Consider the following 17,435-nt stretch of genomic DNA (forward strand, 5'->3'; position numbering starts at 1 on the left):
GCAGGATTGTCAACCTGGAGTAGGCGTTGGGTAGCGAAGCCCTTCAAGCAGCCGCTTGAAGGCGGAAACCGCACGCTTCGACGTTGCCTCAGGGTCATCCGAATTGGCAATCCACAAGGATGCGTGGAGACTGGCTCCGCTCACCAGCCGAGCCATCGCTTCGGGGTCGGCCACATCCGCCCGCCCTTCTTCCACCAGTCTCTGAAGACTGGCCGTCAGCGAACGTATGCACGACGGCTGATTGGGCCAGTTGAACGGATCGCCAAGCACGGACGGGCCGTCGAGCAGCATGATGCGCTGGATCTCCGGCTCAAGAGCCATCTCGATATAGGCGACACACTCGTCCACAAAGCCCTGCCAGGGGTCGCTGGCACGCTGTGAAACGCCCTTGAGCCTTTCGGTCATCTCCCCATCGATCTGCATTATGACGGCTTCGAACAGCCCTTCTTTACCGCCGAAATGGTGGTAGAGAGCGCCGCGCGTCAGGCCTGCGCCTGCGGTAAAATCATCCATCGAAGCATTCGCATAACCAACCCTGCCGAAGGCATCCCGCGCTGCAGCCACCAGTTTGGCTCTGGTTTCGGCAATCATTTCACTGCGCGGCTTATGCACCATTCAAGTCTCCATTCACATACGCGACGTATATCAATTGACATACGAGGCGTATGCCATTATCTGATCCACATACGCTGCGTATGTAAAACACCCCTGCTTCTGCATCAAGGATCTTTCCAATGGCCAACCCCTATCGCCAGATTTTCAAGGCACCGGGCTCCAAAGGCTTCGCCGCAGCCGGTTTCTTCGCCCGATTGCCTATTGCCATGGCCCCCATCGGCATTGTCGCCATGCTATCACAAACCCACGGCGAATATTGGCTTGCCGGCGCAGTCTCGGCCACGTTCGCCCTCACCAATGCCTTCGTTGCACCGCAAATCTCGCGACTCGTGGACCGGCGTGGCCAAAGCGCCATATTGACGCCGTTCACAGCCATCTCCGTGATCGCATTTTTCCTGCTTATTACCGCGGCCAATCGTGACTGGCCGCTGTGGACGCTGTTTGCCGCCGCCCTCGCCGCAGCCACCATGCCCAGCATCCCGGCCATGGTGCGATCGAGATGGACCGAGATCTTTCACGACCGTCCCGAACTCAACACCGCCTTCGCTTTCGAATCTGTCGCCGACGAACTGGTCTATATCGCCGGCGCGTCGCTTTCGGTGGGATTGAGCGTCTCGCTCTTTCCTGAAGCCGGCATGCTGGCGAGCACACTCTTTCTCGCATTCGGAACGGCGGCTTTCGTGTTGCAGCGCTCGACAGAACCAGGCATACGCCCGGCCGAAGACGGTCCGTCACATTCCGCGATCCGCCTGCGCCCGGTGCAAATCGTCACGCTTGCCCTGATCTTTGTCGGCGCCATCTTCGCCACCGCCGAAGTCAGTTCCGTGGCCATCACCAAGGCTCTTGGCCAGCCCGGTGCCGCCAGTCTTGTCATTGGTGTCTACGCTGTGGGTTCGTTTCTGATCGGAATCGTCATTGGCGCCCTCAACCTAAAAATGCCCCTCCAACGTCAGCTCGCCATTGCAGTGGCCGTGATCGCCTTCACCACAATTCCGCTTCTCTTCGCCAACACAGTTGCCTTGCTCGCTCTGGCTGTCTTTGTCAGCGGCCTCGCCGTCTCGCCCACTTTCATCACGGCATTTGGCGTGATCGAGCGCCGTGTGTCCCCTTCCATGCTGACAGAGGGCATCACATGGGTCATGACCGGTATCGGGATCGGTATGGCGCTCGGATCGTTTGTCGCCGGCTGGGTGATTGATGCGTTCGGGCCGCAAAACGGTTTCTGGGTATCCGTCGCTGCAGGCTTTTCTGCTCTTTTGACGGTGCTGCTTGGTCAGAAGAGCCTTGCCGGAGAGCGCCGCGTGGCAGCCGGCGCAACATTCCAGCCGGCGGAGTAGAGCATCAGGCTTCATCTAGAGCCAGGCCGGAGAGGTCGGGCCTGGCTCACAGGGTTCAAACAATATCGGTCGAGGCGATCTCTATGCCGAAACCCTCAAGCCCGACATAGTGGCGCTCACGCGAGGCCATCAGCTTGATGGAGGAAATACCCAGATCCTTGAGGATCTGTGCGCCAAGTCCGATTTCGCGCCACTCGCTCTCACGCCGTAAGGCCTCGTCATGGTCCTCGCGGTCGCTTCCCGCCGGACGGCGCCGGTTTTCATGGGCGACACCCACGGAGCCTTCACGCAGATAAACCAGAACGCCCCGTCCAAGTCCCGCCATGCGGTTCATCGCTTCGCGCAGCCGTTCTTCCTTGCCGAAAACATCGGTTACCACGTCCTCGGTGTGGAGCCGGACAGGAATATCCACCCCGTCCCGGATATCGCCAAAGACGATCGCCACATGCTGCATCGCTTCCCAGGGAAGCGTGTAGGCATGGGCCTTGGCAGGACCGCTCGGTGTATCGATGTCGAAACTCGCCACGCGCTCCACCAGCGTTTCCTGCCTCTGGCGATAGGCGATGAGATCGGCAACCGACACCTGCATCAGCCCGTGCTGTTCGGCAAAAGCCGAAACCTGCGGTCCACGCATCACCGTGCCGTCATCATTCACCAGCTCGCAGATGACCCCGATGGGCGGCAGCCCGGCAAGCTTGCAAAGATCGACGGCCGCTTCCGTATGGCCCGAGCGCATCAGCACACCGCCCTCACGTGCGACCAGCGGGAAGATGTGTCCGGGGCGCACGAAATCGGCAGGGCCCACATTGGGGTTTGCCAGATTGCGGACGGTCAGTGTGCGGTCTTCGGCCGAAATGCCGGTCGTGGTGCCATGTTTGAAATCGACGCTGACAGTGAACGCCGTCGCGTGCGGCGCATCGTTCTCGGCCACCATGGGTGCAAGGTTCAACCGCTTCGCCTCGCCATGGGGCATGGGGGCGCAGACGATGCCCGACGTGTGGCGCACGATGAACGCCATCTTTTCGGGCGTGCAGTGCACGGCAGCAACGATGATGTCGCCCTCGTTCTCACGACCGTCATCATCCATGACGACAACCATCTCGCCCTTTTCAAAGGCACGAAGGGCTTCGACGACCTTCTTCTGATCATAGGGCATCAGCAAACTCCGTCAGATGCGGCCGGTCTGGCCGCGGTGGCGCAGATAGTGATCGGCGATTGCGCAGGCAACCATCGCTTCGGCAATCGGCACGGCGCGAATGCCCACACACGGGTCGTGCCTGCCCTTGGTCAGGACGTCGACCTCATTGCCATCCTTGTCGATGCTCTGGCGCGGCGTCAGGATCGACGAGGTCGGCTTCACCGCAAAGCGCGCGACAATCGGCTCACCAGTTGAGATGCCGCCCAGAATGCCGCCGGCATTGTTGCTCAGGAAACGCGGGGTTCCGTCATTGCCCATGCGCATCTCGTCAGCGTTCTCCTCGCCGGTAATGCGGGCCGCCTCAAAACCATTGCCGATCTCCACGCCCTTCACAGCATTGATCGACATGAGATTCGCGCAGATATCCTGATCAAGTTTGGCATAGACCGGCGCACCGAGCCCCGCCGGCACACCTTCCGCCACCACCTCAATGACCGCCCCCACTGAGGAGCCTGCCTTGCGAATGCCATCGAGATATTCCGTAAAGACCGGGACGGATTTCGGATCCGGCGTGAAGAACGGGTTTTCCGCGTCACCTATGAAATCCCAGCTCCAGTTCGCCCGGTCGATTTCCTTCTCGCCCATGGCGACCAGAGCGGCACGCACGGTCATGCCCGGCACCACCTTGCGGGCAAGCGCGCCGGCAGCAACCCGCGTTGCCGTCTCGCGTGCAGAAGAGCGCCCGCCGCCGCGATAATCCCGCAGGCCATATTTGGTCTCATAGGTGTAATCGGCATGTCCCGGCCGAAAACGCTTTGCGATCTCGCCATAGTCCTTCGAGCGCTGATCCACATTCTCGATCATCATGGAGACCGGAGTTCCGGTAGTGATCAGCGTTTCGCCATCCTCGTCCGGCAGCACGCCTGACAGGATCTTCACTTCGTCCGGTTCGCGCCGCTGTGTGACGAAGCGCGACTGGCCTGGCCGTCTTCTGTCCAGTTCGGCCTGTATCTCTGCAGGCGTGAAACGAATGCCGGGCGGGCACCCGTCGACCACACAGCCGATAGCCGGTCCATGGCTCTCGCCCCAGGTGGTGACACGAAACAGATGACCGAAGGTATTGTGAGACATGAATGCAGGCTTTCACAGATCAGACAGCGCGGCCGTGATGCAGTTTTCCCGGCCGGTCGCTCCGCTTCTATTGGCCTTTGCGAATGTGGTCAAACCGGATTGCCACATGCGCAAGTTTTGACACATTTAGGTGGTTTAAGAAATGGATCGAATCTGCGCCACACGATCTGGATAACCAGTCGAAATCCGAGAGGTATGGAATGCGCATTCTCGCCGCCGTCACGGGCTTACTTATGTTCGCTTCCTCCGCCTTCGCCCTGGACACCGAGGGTAAGGTCGCCAATGTGGATCCGGAAAATCTGACCATCACGCTCGACAACGGGCAGACCTACAAACTGCCGTCCGAAATGGACATCTCCGCCATCGAACCGGGGATGAGCGTGATCGTGGCCTATCGGGAAGTTGACAATGGCGTCAAGCAGATCACAGACATGCTCCTGCCGGATTAGGGGCTAAAGCCACTCCGCCGTACCGTTTTCAAATCGGAGAATTCTATCCTGAGGGATGGCAAGCGCCGCCGCCTCATCGCTGGAGGCGTGTCCCGTCAGGTAAAGAAGCGACCGGATAACCCCGCCATGCGTCACGCACACCGTAGGGGTATTCACCTCGTCCAGCCAAGGCTTCACCCGTTCAGCCAGCGTCTCATAGCTTTCAGCAGCATCACCGGGCGGCACGAAACCCCACTTGTCTTCTGACCGGCCACTGGTGCATCCCGGATTGGCCGCTTCCAGCTCGGCGTAGGTAAATCCCTGCCAATCTCCGAAATTCAGCTCCATCAGGCGTGGATCGGTGCGATAGCCTTCCCGCGGCAGGCCGAGCCCTGCACGCACGCGCTCCATGGTCTCGCGGGTGCGTCGCAATGGACTCGCCACAAAATCGAAGCCGTCAGCATCGTGGTTCAGAAGATCGGCAAGGCGAATACCATTGCGGTCAGCCTGAACCTGGCCAACCGCATTGATGTCCGTATCGGCCTGACCCTGGAGGCGCTCTTCGGCGTTCCATTCGGTCTGACCATGGCGAATGACATACAATAATGGAAGCACGACGCGCCTTCGTAGCTACTCCGTCACCACAGAGATGTCCGGAGCGTCGACCGCTTTCATGCCGACAACATGATAGCCGGAGTCGACATGCAACACCTCGCCGGTCACGCCGCGCGAGAGATGGGAAAGCATGTAAAGCGCCGAATCGCCCACTTCGTCAGTGGTGACCACACGTTTCAGCGGCGAGTTGTACTCGTTCCAGCGTAGGATGTAGCGGAAGTCTCCGATGCCGGAGGCGGCCAGTGTCTTGATGGGCCCCGCCGAAATGGCGTTGACGCGGATGTTGCTGCCGCCCAGGTCAACCGCCAGATAACGCACACTCGCCTCGAGCGCCGCCTTTGCGACGCCCATGACATTGTAATGCGGCATCACCTTCTCGGCGCCGTAATAGGTCAGCGTGAGGATCGACCCACCATCGCTCATCAGCGGCTCGGCGCGTTTGGCAAGCGCTGTCAGTGAGTAAACCGAGATATCCATGCTGCGGAGGAAGTTGTCACGGCTCGTATCGACATAACGGCCGGTCAGTTCGTCCTTGTCGGAGAAGGCGACAGCGTGGACCAGAAAGTCGATCTTTCCCCACTCCTTCTCGAGCTTTGCGAAGACCGCATCGACGCTGTCCATGTCCGTAACATCGCAATGCCCCGCGACAATCGCGCCGAGTTCCGTAGCCAGTGGCTCCACCCGCTTCTTCAGCGCGTCCCCCTGATAGGTCAGGGCCAGTTCTGCACCGGCATTGGCACATGCTTTCGCAATGCCCCAAGCGATCGAGCGGTTGTTGGCGACCCCCAGAATGAGCCCGCGCTTTCCGGCCATCAGGCAATTGCCATTTGTCATGGAATGGTTCTCCGAATCCAATTGCCGAAGCGTCTTGCTTTCACCTGAAGGCGCGGCGCTTCTTCATCCTGTGTACTGCATCTGCGCCGCTGGCGATTCTCCAGCGGCACAATGCGATAAGCCGGCAGCCCTATCGCACAGCCGGGCCACGGCATCAAGCGGATTGGCGGAACAAAGCCTCCAGAGCAGGGTCTCCACCCTCCGGAAGCACGATCTGGATGTGGGCATAAAGGTCGCCATTGCCCTCGGTCTTTCGCGGCAGCCCCCGGCCTTTCAGGCGCATCGTCTTGCCGGAGCTGGTCCAGGCCGGGATCGTCAGCGCCAGCTTTCCGGTCGGGGTTTCGACCGGGACCTTGGCCCCTAGAACCGCATCGCGCAGACTGACCGGCAAGTCCACATGGAGATCACGTCCTTCGACCCGATAGCGCGGGTGTGCCTTGAAACGCAGTTTGACCAGCGCGTCACCCCGCTCGCCGAACGGCGTCTCCTCACCCTGCCCCTTGAGACGGATTGTCTGGCCGTCCTCCACATAACGGGGCAGTTTCACTGCAATGCGCCGACCACCGGGAAAGATTGCCGTCACCTTCTGCGCCTTCGCCACATCCTCGATGTCCACATCAAGCGTGGCGTTCAGATCACCCATGCCACTGGGGCGGCCGCCGCCGGCATTCCCGGATCCGGCACGACGCCCACGTCCGCCTCCTGCCTGCGAAAAGGCATCACCAAAAATCTGGCTGAAAATGTCCGCGCCGCCGAAACCCGCGCCATCGGGACCACCGCTCCTGAACTCGAAATGCTGCGCTCCCGGTCCGCCACGGGCAGACCGGCGAAATCCTGCAAACGGGTCACCGCCTGCTCCGGCACCTTCAAAACCAGCAAAGCGGGGCTTGCCCTCGGCATCGATCTCGCCACGATCGAAAGCACGGCGCTGCTTCTCGTCGCCGAGGATCTCATAGGCCTGGCCGATTTCGGCAAAGCGTTCCTTGGCCTTGGGATCATCCGGTTTCTGGTCCGGGTGATATTGCTTTGCCAGCTTCCTGTAAGCCGATTTTATATCCTTGGACGAGGCGTTCTTGGCCACGCCCAAAACGTCATATGGATTGCGCATGTGCAACTCTGTTTCTGGTCGTTCCCCATTATAGGGCAAAACGCTCGTGAATTCGGGATGTTGTTCACTATATGCGTTCGGTTAGGAAGAAATTCCAGACCTTGGACCGGTTTCGTTCGTCAAACCGCCTCGAAAGTCTGAATCTGCCACCCGAATTCCGGGCTTGGGCAAGCCGTGCCGCGATAAAGGCTGATCCCGTCAAAACTTTCGCGCGTGGTCACGAAGCGCCGGCACGTTCCGTCATCATATATATGCGAGATTACGCCGCGAACGCCGTTTTCCTCATCCGCCCACGAGAGCGGCAATGCACCATCCAGCCCCTCTCCCATCTGCGAAACCATTGCGTGAAGCATCGCGGCCGTTCCGGCTGGCAGCGTCGGGGAGTGGGAGGGCTCCGCGGCAGGGGTAACCGAACCGGTTACCGCAGAAGCGTCGATACCCGACTGATCGAGATCGAGTGCAGAGACACTGCAGCCCGCAAGCAGGGTTGCGGTCATGGGGAGGAAAAGGCGCCCAAAAAGACGCAGCCCCAAGGCCATACCCCGAACTGGCGCTTGCGTTGCCCCCGACAATCGGCATTCTCCCCGTAGAATAAGCGAACAGGCAGCCAGTATGATTGACGAGACGTTAAAATCCGGTGACTTCACGGAGCGCGACGAGCCCTTCCGGCTCTTTGCCGAATGGCTTCACGACGCCACCCAATCAGAGCCCAACGATCCCAATGCGCTGGCTCTCGCCACCGTCGATCCCGATGGAATGCCCAATGTGCGCATGGTGCTTCTGAAGGGCTTCGATGAGCGCGGCTTTGTGTTCTACACGAATTTCGAGAGCGCCAAGGGTGGCGAGATCCTGAGCGCGAAAAAAGCAGCCATGTGCTTTCACTGGAAGAGCTTGCGCCGACAGGTGCGCATTCGCGGGCCGGTTGAAGTGGTGAGCGACGAAGAGGCCGACGAATATTATGCCTCGCGCCCGCGCGGCAGCCGTATCGGCGCCTGGGCCTCAAAACAGTCGCGACCGCTTGAAAGCCGGTTCGCGCTTGAAAAAGCGGTTGCCGAATATACCGCGAAGTTTGCGGTCGGCACGATCCCGCGCCCGTCGCACTGGTCGGGCTTCCGCATCGTTCCGCAGACCATCGAGTTCTGGCACGACCGACCCTTCCGCCTGCACGACCGCGTGGTCTTTATCCGCAACAAGAAGGGCGACTGGCAGACCGAGCGGCTTTATCCGTAAGACAACCGCCCTCGATCACAGCCTCCTTCTCCCCGCGAGCGGGGAGAAGGTCCCGGCAGGGGGATGAGAGGCAGGGGTTGCAACACTGATCGAGGCGTCCAACGCCCCGCGCCCCACCCTATTTGCGGCTCATGAATGCCATGAAGGCGGCCCGCGCTTCATCCGATTTCAGACGCGCACGGAAATGCTCGCCCTCTTCCCTGATGCGCGCGACGACATCGTCGCGCGGCCCGCGCAACAGGTTCCGGGCGATGCGCAAAGCCTCGGGCGGTTTTGCGGCAAGTGCTTCCGCCGCCTTGAAGACCGCACTCTCCAGCTCGCCCTCACTCACCACGCGGTGGATCAGCCCTGCCGCCTGCGCCTCTTCCGCCGGCAGTCCTTCGGCCATCGCCAACATGGCAAAGGCGCGCTGATGGCCCATAATCGCAGGTCCAAGCAGGCTCGACCCCGCCTCCGGCACGAGGCCCAGATCCACAAACGGCGTGGAAAACACCGTTTTCGGCGTGGCGAAGGTCAGATCGCAATGCATGTGGATCGTCGTGCCGATCCCCACCGCAATCCCGTCCACACCCGAGACCAGCGGTTTTCCCGCCCCTGCCAGCGCCAGAAGAAAATTATAAACCTCCTCGCCGCCTTCGCCGCCGGCGGCCACAGCCATGAAATCGGCAAGGTCGTTGCCCGCCGAAAACGCGCCTGGCTGGCCCAGAAGCACGTGGCAGCGCACTGTCTCATCCGCGTCACCCGCCTTCAGCGCTTCAGCCATTGCCGCATACATGGCGCGCGTGATGGCATTCTTCTTCTCCGGGCGATTGAGACGGATGACCTGCACCGCACCGCGCCGCTCTATGAGAACATGCTCGCTCATGATCGTCTCCTCAGGCCGAAAGCAGGGCGTCGGCCGCCGCATCGAGGCTCGCCGCCCCCTCCGTCACCCGCTGCCTCAGTGCGCCCGTCTCACCAAGCAGGTTCTCCGCCATGAAGCGTACCAGCGCGGCATGCCCGGGGTTTTCGTTGCCGGCAACAGCCCGCGCATTGAAGGCCACGCCGATGACAAGCGAAAACAGACGCAGATACGGCGTCGCGCCCGCAAGCGCCTCATTCACACGACTATTGGAAAGCGCGTCGTTCATGAAGCCGGTCGCCGCCTCCAGATCATCGAGCGCGTCGGCCAGCTTCTCGCCGGTCGCCCCCAGACCGGGTGCCTGGGCAACCGCCTTCTGGTCCGCGCGCAACTCACCGGTAAGACGCGCCACCGCCTCACCACCCTGAAGCGGCAGCTTGCGCATGACCAGATCGATCGCCTGAATACCGTTGGTGCCCTCATAGATCGGCGCGATCCGCGCATCCCGGTAGAGTGCAGCAGCCCCCGTCTCCTCCACATAGCCCATGCCGCCGTGAACCTGCAGGCCAAGCGAAGCGACCTCCACGCCCACATCGGTGGAAAAGGCCTTCGCCATGGGGGTCAGAATATCTGCGCGCGCCTGCCAGGCTGTCGCCTCCTCGCCCTCGTCAAGCCGTGCCCGGTCTATCGCATAGGCGCAGGCATAGGTGATCGCGCGCGCCATCTGCGTCTCGGCCTTCATGGTCAAAAGCGTGCGTTTGATGTCGGGGTGCTCGACAATCGGGCTCATTTCGCCATCCTTGGGCGCACCGGCGGCACGGCCCTGCCGGCGCTCCTGCGCATAAGCAATCGCCTTCTGCGTTGCCGCCTCTGCAATCCCCACACCCTGCATACCAACGGCCAGACGGGCGTTGTTCATCATGGTGAACATGCAGGCGAGTCCCCGGTTTTCCTCACCGATCAGCCAGCCGACAGCGCCCGGCGTCTCGCCGAATTTGCCGTCGCCATAGATCATCGTGCAGGTGGGCGAGGCATGAATGCCCAGCTTGTGCTCCATGGAAGCGCAGAAGACATCGTTGCGCGCACCCAACGATCCGTCGTCATTGACGAAAAACTTTGGCACGAGAAACAGCGAAATGCCCTTCGTTCCCGCCGGCGCATCCGGCAGCCTTGCCAGCACCAGATGCACGATGTTGTCGGTGAAATCGTGCTCGCCATAGGTGATGAAGATTTTTTGCCCGAAGATGCGATAGGTGCCGTCGCCCACCGGTGCCGCGCGCGCCTTGAGCGCATTGAGATCGGACCCGGCCTGCGGCTCCGTCAGGTTCATTGTGCCCATCCATTCGCCCGAGACGAGCTTTTCAAGATAGGTCTTCTGCAGTTCCGGCGTCGCGTGCTTTTCCAGCGCCTCGATGGCGCCAACCGTCAATGTCGGACCGATTGCAAAGGCCATGGAGCCGGAGTTCCACATCTCGATGGCCGCGACCGAGAGCAGCGTTGGCAGGCCCTGCCCGCCAAATTCTTCCGGCGCTGCAAGGCCGTTCCATCCGCCCTCGCACCAGCGGCGGTAGAGATCGGCCCAGCCTGGCGGTGTGGTTACGGTGCCGTCCCTTAAGACCGCTCCCCTTTCGTCGCCCACTTTCGCAAGCGGCGCGATCTCCTCAGAAGCAAAGCGCCCGGCCTCGCCAATGATCGCATCGACAAGATCTTCCGAGAGATCGCCAAACCGGCCAGCATCCAGATCGGCACCAAACCCGGTGACATGTTTCAGGGTGAAGGCGATTTCGTCGACCGGGGCTCGATACATGCTGCAATCCTCCTGATGTCCCGACAGCGCCTGGAAGTGCGGCGCGCGCCAAACTGTCCAGCGTGCGCCCGGGACCAAAATCTAGCCGCTCGACCACACCCCCGCCATCATACCTTGGCGCAAGATTGCTATTTTCTTTTTACGTAAACGTCAATATTGAAAACCTTGCAGCCCTCCCGGCCGAAGGATAGAACCCCTCCAAAGGAAGGGCCTCAATGCTTGCAAGACCGGAAAAGAACCGCTGCATCGAATGCGGAAAAATGTTCGGAACGCCGGGCTTTGCCTATCATGAAGGCCTGATCGAAAACGGCCCCGCCTACTGGGCGGATCGCGGCATTCTCTGTTCCATCGAGTGTTCGCTCATCCACCACAAAAAGCGGATGGCGGAAGGCACCGTCCCTGAAAAACCCGCTCCCGATCCCTTCGAGATGGAGCACCTGTTCGAGGAATAGAGCCGCAGAAAGCTACGCGCCCGGCCCTGAGGCCCTTCAGCCTTCGCGTTCCACCGCGCGCCAGCCGATGTCGCGCCGGCAAAAGCCTTCCGGCCAGTCGATCAGATCGACCGCGCGATAGGCCTTCTCCTGCGCCTCTTTCACCGATTTGCCCAGAGCGGTGACATTCAGCACCCGTCCGCCATTGGCCACCAGCGCGCCGTCGTTCATCGCGGTGCCGGCGTGAAATATCTCGACACCTTCATCAGCACCCGCCGCCTCCACGCCGCGGATCACCGTGCCTTTTTCAGGGCTTGCCGGATAGCCTTTTGCCGCCAGCACCACGGTCAGCGCCGCCTCGTCGCGCCAGCGCGCAGAGACATGCGCCAGTTGCCCGTCCACCGCCGCATTGATGAGAAGCAGGAGATCTTCCTTGAGCCGCATCATCAGCACCTGGCATTCCGGGTCGCCAAAACGAACATTGTATTCGATCAGCTTCGGGCCGTCCTTCGTCAGCATCAGCCCGGCATAGAGAACGCCGGTGAAGGGCGCACCCATCTCCGCCATGCCCTCTAGAGTCGGCTCGATGATCTCGGCCATGGTGCGGGCAAGCGTTTCCTCGTCCAGCACCGGGGCCGGCGAATAGGCGCCCATGCCGCCGGTATTCGGCCCTGTATCGCCATCGCCCACGCGCTTGTGGTCCTGCGCGGTGCCGAAAGGTAGCGCCGTCTTGCCATCGCAAAGACAGAAAAAACTCGCCTCCTCGCCCTCCAGAAACTCTTCCACGACAACAGAAGCACCCGCCGCGCCGAAGCTGCCGTCAAAGCAGTCGTCGATGGCCGCGATGGCCTCATCCTCCGTCATGGCCACGGTCACGCCCTTGCCGGCGGCAAGCCCGTCCGCCTTGATGACGATGGGCGCTCCCTGCTCGCGCACATAGTCGCGTGCGGCCAGCGCGTTGTCGAACCGGCCATAGGCTGCCGTGGGTATCGCGTAGCGGTCGCAGAGTTCCTTGGTGAAGCTCTTCGACCCTTCAAGCCTGGCTGCCGCCGCACTCGGGCCAAAAACACGGATGCCCGCATCGGTCAGCGCATCGGCAAGGCCGGCAACGAGCGGCGCTTCCGGCCCCACCACAACAAGGTCTATCGCCTTTTCCCGGCAGTAGGCGACAACAGCCGCATGATCGGTCACGTCGAGCGCCAAGCATTCAGCGTCCCCTGCCATGCCGGGATTACCGGGCGCTGCATAAAGCTTCGTCAGCACAGGAGATGCAGCCAGCTTCCAGGCCAGTGCATGCTCGCGGCCACCGGACCCGATCAGGAGAACATTCATCGTGCGCATCCCCGCTTGTTCAATCACTGCCTCGGGCTATGGCCCTTCGCGCCGAAAATCAAGGCGCTTGTCAGCCGTTCCCCGACAGAAACGCTTGACGCGGAGAGACGGGCTTGCCACTCCCTGCAGGGAAGACACATAAAAACGGACGGTTTGCACAATGGAAAAGATCCAGTCCCGCCAAGGTCAGGGCCGCGTTGCCGATGCCCCATCCGGCCACTGGGTCTATCGCGTCATGCCGCGCGGCATGTGGCCCTATGCGCAGCTTGCCCGCTGGGATCGCCCCATCGGCTGGCAGTTGCTTCTGTGGCCCTGCCTCTGGTCCACGGCCCTTGCGGCCTCCGCCTATGCGCAGCCCGGCGCCCCCCTTGCCGAGGTGCTTCCCTCGCTCTGGCACATCCTGCTCTTCCTCGTCGGCGCGATTGCCATGCGCGGGGCCGGCTGCACCTACAATGATCTGGTGGATGAGCGCATCGACAATGCGGTCGAGCGCACGCGCTCACGCCCCCTGCCCTCCGGTCAGGTTTCGCGCGGTCAGGCATGGGCCTTCCTTCTGGCGCAGGCGCTGCTCGGGCTCCTGGTGCTCGTTCAGTTCAATGCATTTGCCATCGCGCTTGGCTTCGCCTCGCTCATCGTGGTGGCGATCTACCCCTTCGCGAAGAGATTCACGGACTGGCCGCAACTCTTTCTGGGACTTGCCTTTTCCTGGGGTGCGCTGATGGGCTGGGCAGCCGATTTCGAGAGCCTGTCGCTCGCTCCGGTCCTTCTCTATTTCGGCTCCATTCTGTGGGTCATCGGCTATGACACGATCTACGCCCATCAGGACAAGGAAGACGATGCCATTGTCGGCGTTCGCTCCACCGCGCGCCTGTTCGGCGAGAAAACCCGTCAATGGTTGATTGCGCTTTATGGCGGGGCGCTTCTGTTCTTTGCGGTCGCCTTCGCGCTTGCCGAAGTGCCGATGCCAGCACTTGCCGGCCTTGTCGCTGCAGGCGCTCATATGGCACGGCAAATCCGGGTCATCGACATCGACAACCCGGATCAGTGTCTGGCCCTCTTCCGATCCAACAATGTGGTCGGCTGGCTGATCTTCCTCGGTCTGATCGGCGGTGGCCTGTGGGCCGTGATCAGTCCACAGTTCTGACCGGCGCGATCAGTCGCGGGCGATGATCTCCGCTCCGCCAACAACCATGCGCACACCCAGGCTGCCGCATCGGCGACGCGCGAGGAAACGCGGGCGGCGCGCCCGAACAGCATGGCCCTGACGCCGATGCTTCGGGGGATTTGCCTTCACCTCTCCAATGCTCTCTTCGAGCGGGCGGGCCAGTCCGTCAGCCTCGATCATCAGCATGGGAAGCCCCAGCGCCTCCGACCATGCACGCCAGTCGGCAGCCACATCATCCAGATCACCCGCCACCAGAAGCGGCACGCACAGCATCGCATCCGTGTGAAGCAGTTCGAGCGTCACCGTCACATCGCCCAGATCATCCTCGATGGCGCGTGCCGCAACGCCGCGAAACGCGCGCGTCGGCAGGGCGAACGTCACCGGCAGACCACTCTTGTTGAGAACGCGCTTCATACGCACGCCGCGATTGTCCACAGTAAAGGACACTTCGCCGAAATCGTCGTGCGATGCATAGCTCACCGCCTGTGGCAGGCGAAAGGGGTCGAGCCGCATTGCGCGGCCCGCCCAGACTGGCTTGAGCCCACTGTTCATATTCTTGCCTTCCTGTCACTCCTGAGAGCCGGTTTTCCGGTTCTCTCACCGGGCCGTTTTCGGCCTCGTTATGGAAGGCACCCTAGCGCCGAGCCCGTTACCGTCAGGCTTAGAAAGTCGGTTAAATTTTGCTGACCTTACAGTTGGTTAGCGATTTCCAACCAAGTGTAACGATCTGGCAAGAGGCGTGACCGGGAGGTAAATGGCGCAACCCCGGTACGAAGATGCCTGAGCGCAAGACGCATTGCGCGCCCCGCCCAACGCTTTTGAATTCAGATCACCTTGCGCGGGTTCATGATGCCGGCCGGGTCAAACGCTGCCTTCACCCGGCGCATCAGCTCCGTGGCTATGGCGGGTTGCGTGGCGATCAGCTCGTCGCGCTTCATGCGCCCGATGCCGTGTTCGGCCGAAAAAGACCCGCCCAGATCGCGCACGATGGCGTGGATGGCATCGTTCATCTTCCGGTAGAGGGCCAGATAGGCGTCGCGGTCGCCATCCTTTGGCTGCGAGATGTTGTAGTGCAGATTGCCGTCGCCCATATGGCCGAAGCAGACCACGCGGCAGCCCGGCGCGACCTTCTGCGCCTCTTCGCCCGCACGCTCGATGAATTCGGGGATCGCCGCCACCGGCACGGAAATGTCGTGCTTGATCGAGCCGCCTTCCGGCTTCTGCGCCTCCGACATGGATTCGCGCAGATGGCGGAAGGCATTGGCCTGCCCCTCGTTCTGGGCAATCGCGGCGTCCACCACCAGCCCTTCCTCGAAGGCGACCGTCAGCACTTCCTCCATCAGCTCCTTGGCATCATCACCGGAACGCCCGGAGGAGATCTCAATCATCACATACCAGGGATGCGCCTCGGTCAGCGGATCGACAGAACCAGGCACATGCGCCAGCGTGAAGGCAAGCGGCGTGCGCTCGATGAGCTCGAAGGCCGTCAGGCCATTGCCGGCGCGGTCATTGGCCAGCTCGAAAAAGCGCAGCGCATCGGCAGGCGTCGGCAGAGCCGCCCAGGCCAGTTCCCGCCCCTTGGGCATGGGAAAGAGCTTCACCACAGCCGCCGTGATCACGCCCAGCGTGCCCTCGCCGCCCACAAACAGATCTTTGAGATCGTAGCCGGTGTTGTCCTTCTTGAGCTTGCGCAGATCGTCAAAAACCTCGCCCGTGGGCAGCACCACCTCGACACCGAGGCAAAGGTCGCGCGCCGTGCCATAGGCCAGCGCACCCACGCCACCGGCATTGGACGAAAGATTGCCACCGATCTGGCAGGAGCCCTGCGAACCGAGCGATAGGGGAAAAAGGCGGTCCTTCTCGGCCGCCGCGTCCTGGAGCACCTGCAGCACCACGCCGGCCTCCACCGTCGCCGTGTTGGACTGCAGATCGATTTCGCGGATCCTGTTGAGGCGCGAAAGCGAAAGCACGATCTCGTTGCCCTCGCCGTCCGGCATCTGTCCGCCCACAAGGCCCGTATTGCCGCCCTGCGGCACAATCGCCGTGCCGGTTTCGCTGGCAAGCTTCAGGATTGCGCTCACCTCGTCCACCGAGCCTGGGCGCAGCACCAGCGGCGTCTTTCCGCTAAACAGCCCGCGTGGCTCTTCCTCGTAAGGCGCGATCTCCTCCGCAGCGGTCAGGGCGTGGCGCTCGCCGACGATTTTGGCAAAACGGGCGAGAAGAGCGGGGTCGATGGTCATGAAGTTGCGGTTTCCTGAAGGGTTAGCGGTCACGGGGTGCGGCTGCGCGCGCGAGGCGATCATTGATGGCTTCGCCAAGCCCTTCAAGGGGCACAGGCTCGACGGCAATTGTGGCAGCGCCCGACCGGTCTAGCGCGAGCAGATGCGAGAACAAATTGGCTGCCGCCTCGCGCATCTCTCCGCTCTCCGAAAGATTGCGCATGGCAACCGCCCTCTCCGCCCCCGCCACACGTTGCGGCCCAAAGGCAAGCAGCGCCTCTCCCGGTTTCACCTCGGCCACCCCAAGCCGCATATGGGCATCGGGCGCATAGTGAGAGGCAAGCATGCCGGGGGCCTGCACCCCCTTGGCACCACGTATCAGCGCCATACCGGTGACGCGCTCGATCTCATCAGCCGCAACGCCTCCCGGACGCAGAAGCGTGATGCTCTCTTCCTCCACTTTCACGATGGTGGATTCGAGCCCCACCGGCGTCGGCCCGCCATCCACGATCAACGGAATACGCGACCCGAGATCAGTCTCGACCGCCTCCGCCGTTGTGCCGCTGATGCGGCCCGATGAATTGGCGCTTGGAGCCGCCACGGGTCGCCCCAGCGCTTCGATCACCCGCGCGCCAAACCCTTTCGGGCAGCGCAGCGCAATCGTGTCGAGCCCGGCAGTGACCAGAGGATGAACGCCGGATCCCGCACGATGGGGCAGAACCAGCGTCAGCGGCCCCGGCCAGAAGGCATCCGCAAGGACGCGCGCGAGCGGGTTGAAAACCGCGATGCGCTCGGCCATCTCCCGGTCCGCCACATGCGCGATCAGGGGGTTGAACTGCGGGCGTCCCTTGGTCTCATAAATGCGCGCCACCGCCTCGCCATTGGTAGCATCGGCGGCAAGCCCATAAACCGTTTCCGTGGGAATGGCGATGGCCGCGCCCGAAAGCAACAGCTTCACAGCCCGCGGTAGCGCCTCACTCTCCGGCAGAATATCAGCCAAGCAGCAGTCCTTTCAAAAAACCAATTGCTGACTATCGCGCCTGCCGGATATGGGCAAGCATGGCAGGCGGGCTTGAGGGGTTTTCATTCGTGTATGAGCAAAGCAACAAGGCCGGAGCTCTTTCAACGTCCTTCCCCTTATGACGATGCACTGAGGGGATCATCCCGGGCCGCTCCGCCGGCAAAGAGGTTTGTTGAATCTTAA

Annotated in this window: 18 protein-coding genes; 5 read left to right on the top strand and 13 right to left on the bottom strand. The window is 61.8% G+C overall.

The window, feature by feature from the left end; genetic code table 11:
* Window positions 1-9: 9 nt before the first annotated feature.
* Window positions 10-615: a TetR/AcrR family transcriptional regulator gene (locus tag H7H48_RS04440; RefSeq protein ID WP_229447581.1), complete on the bottom strand. Its 606-nt coding sequence runs from the start codon at window positions 613-615 to the stop codon at window positions 10-12.
* 119 nt (window positions 616-734) lie between these two features.
* Between H7H48_RS04440 and H7H48_RS04445 the strand changes: the two genes are divergently transcribed.
* Window positions 735-1,952, top strand: coding sequence for an MFS transporter (locus tag H7H48_RS04445; protein ID WP_229447582.1), 1,218 nt, complete (start codon window positions 735-737; stop codon window positions 1,950-1,952).
* A 55-nt stretch (window positions 1,953-2,007) separates the two neighbouring features.
* Here the strand turns inward: H7H48_RS04445 and ribB are convergent, their stop codons facing one another.
* Both ribB and aroC read right to left on the bottom strand, forming a co-directional pair.
* A complete protein-coding gene (gene ribB / locus H7H48_RS04450) occupies window positions 2,008-3,108 on the bottom strand; it encodes a 3,4-dihydroxy-2-butanone-4-phosphate synthase (RefSeq protein WP_229447583.1) in 1,101 nt (366 codons plus the stop codon).
* A gap of 12 nt (window positions 3,109-3,120) precedes the next feature.
* Window positions 3,121-4,221: a chorismate synthase gene (gene aroC / locus H7H48_RS04455; RefSeq protein WP_229447584.1), complete on the bottom strand. Its 1,101-nt coding sequence runs from the start codon at window positions 4,219-4,221 to the stop codon at window positions 3,121-3,123.
* 200 nt (window positions 4,222-4,421) lie between these two features.
* Here aroC and H7H48_RS04460 point away from each other — a divergent pair, with 200 nt between their 5' ends.
* The gene (locus tag H7H48_RS04460) at window positions 4,422-4,670 is read left to right on the top strand and encodes a DUF1344 domain-containing protein (protein ID WP_229447585.1); all 249 of its coding nucleotides are present in this window, start codon (window positions 4,422-4,424) and stop codon (window positions 4,668-4,670) included.
* Window positions 4,671-4,673: 3 nt separating this feature from the next.
* Here the strand turns inward: H7H48_RS04460 and H7H48_RS04465 are convergent, their stop codons facing one another.
* The 4 genes from H7H48_RS04465 to H7H48_RS04480 form a co-directional block, all read right to left on the bottom strand.
* The gene (locus tag H7H48_RS04465; RefSeq protein ID WP_229447586.1) at window positions 4,674-5,264 is read right to left on the bottom strand and encodes a histidine phosphatase family protein; all 591 of its coding nucleotides are present in this window, start codon (window positions 5,262-5,264) and stop codon (window positions 4,674-4,676) included.
* A gap of 15 nt (window positions 5,265-5,279) precedes the next feature.
* Window positions 5,280-6,098 (bottom strand): enoyl-ACP reductase FabI, encoded by an 819-nt coding sequence (gene fabI, locus H7H48_RS04470; protein ID WP_229447587.1) that lies wholly within the window; start codon window positions 6,096-6,098, stop codon window positions 5,280-5,282.
* A 154-nt stretch (window positions 6,099-6,252) separates the two neighbouring features.
* Window positions 6,253-7,206, bottom strand: coding sequence for a DnaJ C-terminal domain-containing protein (locus H7H48_RS04475; protein ID WP_229447588.1), 954 nt, complete (start codon window positions 7,204-7,206; stop codon window positions 6,253-6,255).
* Window positions 7,207-7,325: 119 nt separating this feature from the next.
* Entirely contained in the window at window positions 7,326-7,703 is a 378-nt protein-coding gene (locus H7H48_RS04480; protein ID WP_229447589.1) for an RT0821/Lpp0805 family surface protein, read from the bottom strand.
* A 115-nt stretch (window positions 7,704-7,818) separates the two neighbouring features.
* Here H7H48_RS04480 and pdxH point away from each other — a divergent pair, with 115 nt between their 5' ends.
* On the top strand, window positions 7,819-8,436 hold the full coding sequence (gene pdxH, locus H7H48_RS04485) for a pyridoxamine 5'-phosphate oxidase (RefSeq protein WP_229447590.1): 618 nt from the start codon (window positions 7,819-7,821) through the stop codon (window positions 8,434-8,436).
* Between the two features lie 118 nt (window positions 8,437-8,554).
* Here pdxH and H7H48_RS04490 read toward each other — a convergent pair whose 3' ends face one another.
* Together H7H48_RS04490 and H7H48_RS04495 are read right to left on the bottom strand one after the other, a co-directional pair.
* The gene (locus H7H48_RS04490) at window positions 8,555-9,301 is read right to left on the bottom strand and encodes a crotonase/enoyl-CoA hydratase family protein (RefSeq protein WP_229447591.1); all 747 of its coding nucleotides are present in this window, start codon (window positions 9,299-9,301) and stop codon (window positions 8,555-8,557) included.
* Between the two features lie 10 nt (window positions 9,302-9,311).
* The gene (locus H7H48_RS04495) at window positions 9,312-11,084 is read right to left on the bottom strand and encodes an acyl-CoA dehydrogenase (RefSeq protein WP_229447592.1); all 1,773 of its coding nucleotides are present in this window, start codon (window positions 11,082-11,084) and stop codon (window positions 9,312-9,314) included.
* 215 nt (window positions 11,085-11,299) lie between these two features.
* On the opposite strand from H7H48_RS04495, the gene H7H48_RS04500 reads away from it, so the two are divergent.
* Window positions 11,300-11,536: a hypothetical protein gene (locus H7H48_RS04500; protein WP_229447593.1), complete on the top strand. Its 237-nt coding sequence runs from the start codon at window positions 11,300-11,302 to the stop codon at window positions 11,534-11,536.
* 36 nt (window positions 11,537-11,572) lie between these two features.
* Here H7H48_RS04500 and purD read toward each other — a convergent pair whose 3' ends face one another.
* Window positions 11,573-12,847 carry a phosphoribosylamine--glycine ligase gene (purD, locus tag H7H48_RS04505; RefSeq protein WP_229447594.1) on the bottom strand — a complete coding sequence of 425 codons (1,275 nt, stop codon included), beginning with the start codon at window positions 12,845-12,847 and terminating at the stop codon, window positions 11,573-11,575.
* A gap of 160 nt (window positions 12,848-13,007) precedes the next feature.
* Here purD and ubiA point away from each other — a divergent pair, with 160 nt between their 5' ends.
* The gene (ubiA, locus tag H7H48_RS04510) at window positions 13,008-13,991 is read left to right on the top strand and encodes a 4-hydroxybenzoate octaprenyltransferase (protein WP_065816094.1); all 984 of its coding nucleotides are present in this window, start codon (window positions 13,008-13,010) and stop codon (window positions 13,989-13,991) included.
* 9 nt (window positions 13,992-14,000) lie between these two features.
* Here the strand turns inward: ubiA and H7H48_RS04515 are convergent, their stop codons facing one another.
* From H7H48_RS04515 to H7H48_RS04525, 3 genes are all read right to left on the bottom strand, one after another.
* Complete coding sequence (locus tag H7H48_RS04515) at window positions 14,001-14,564, bottom strand: DUF6101 family protein (protein ID WP_025029476.1); 564 nt, start codon at window positions 14,562-14,564, stop codon at window positions 14,001-14,003.
* A 272-nt stretch (window positions 14,565-14,836) separates the two neighbouring features.
* Window positions 14,837-16,252, bottom strand: a complete 1,416-nt coding sequence (locus tag H7H48_RS04520) for an FAD-binding oxidoreductase (RefSeq protein ID WP_229447595.1) — start codon at window positions 16,250-16,252, stop codon at window positions 14,837-14,839.
* A gap of 22 nt (window positions 16,253-16,274) precedes the next feature.
* Entirely contained in the window at window positions 16,275-17,231 is a 957-nt protein-coding gene (locus H7H48_RS04525; RefSeq protein WP_229447596.1) for an L-threonylcarbamoyladenylate synthase, read from the bottom strand.
* Window positions 17,232-17,435: the final 204 nt, after the last annotated feature.

The sequence above is a fragment of the Nitratireductor sp. B36 genome (genome assembly GCF_020833685.1).
In the GTDB taxonomy this organism is placed as follows: domain Bacteria; phylum Pseudomonadota; class Alphaproteobacteria; order Rhizobiales; family Rhizobiaceae; genus Nitratireductor.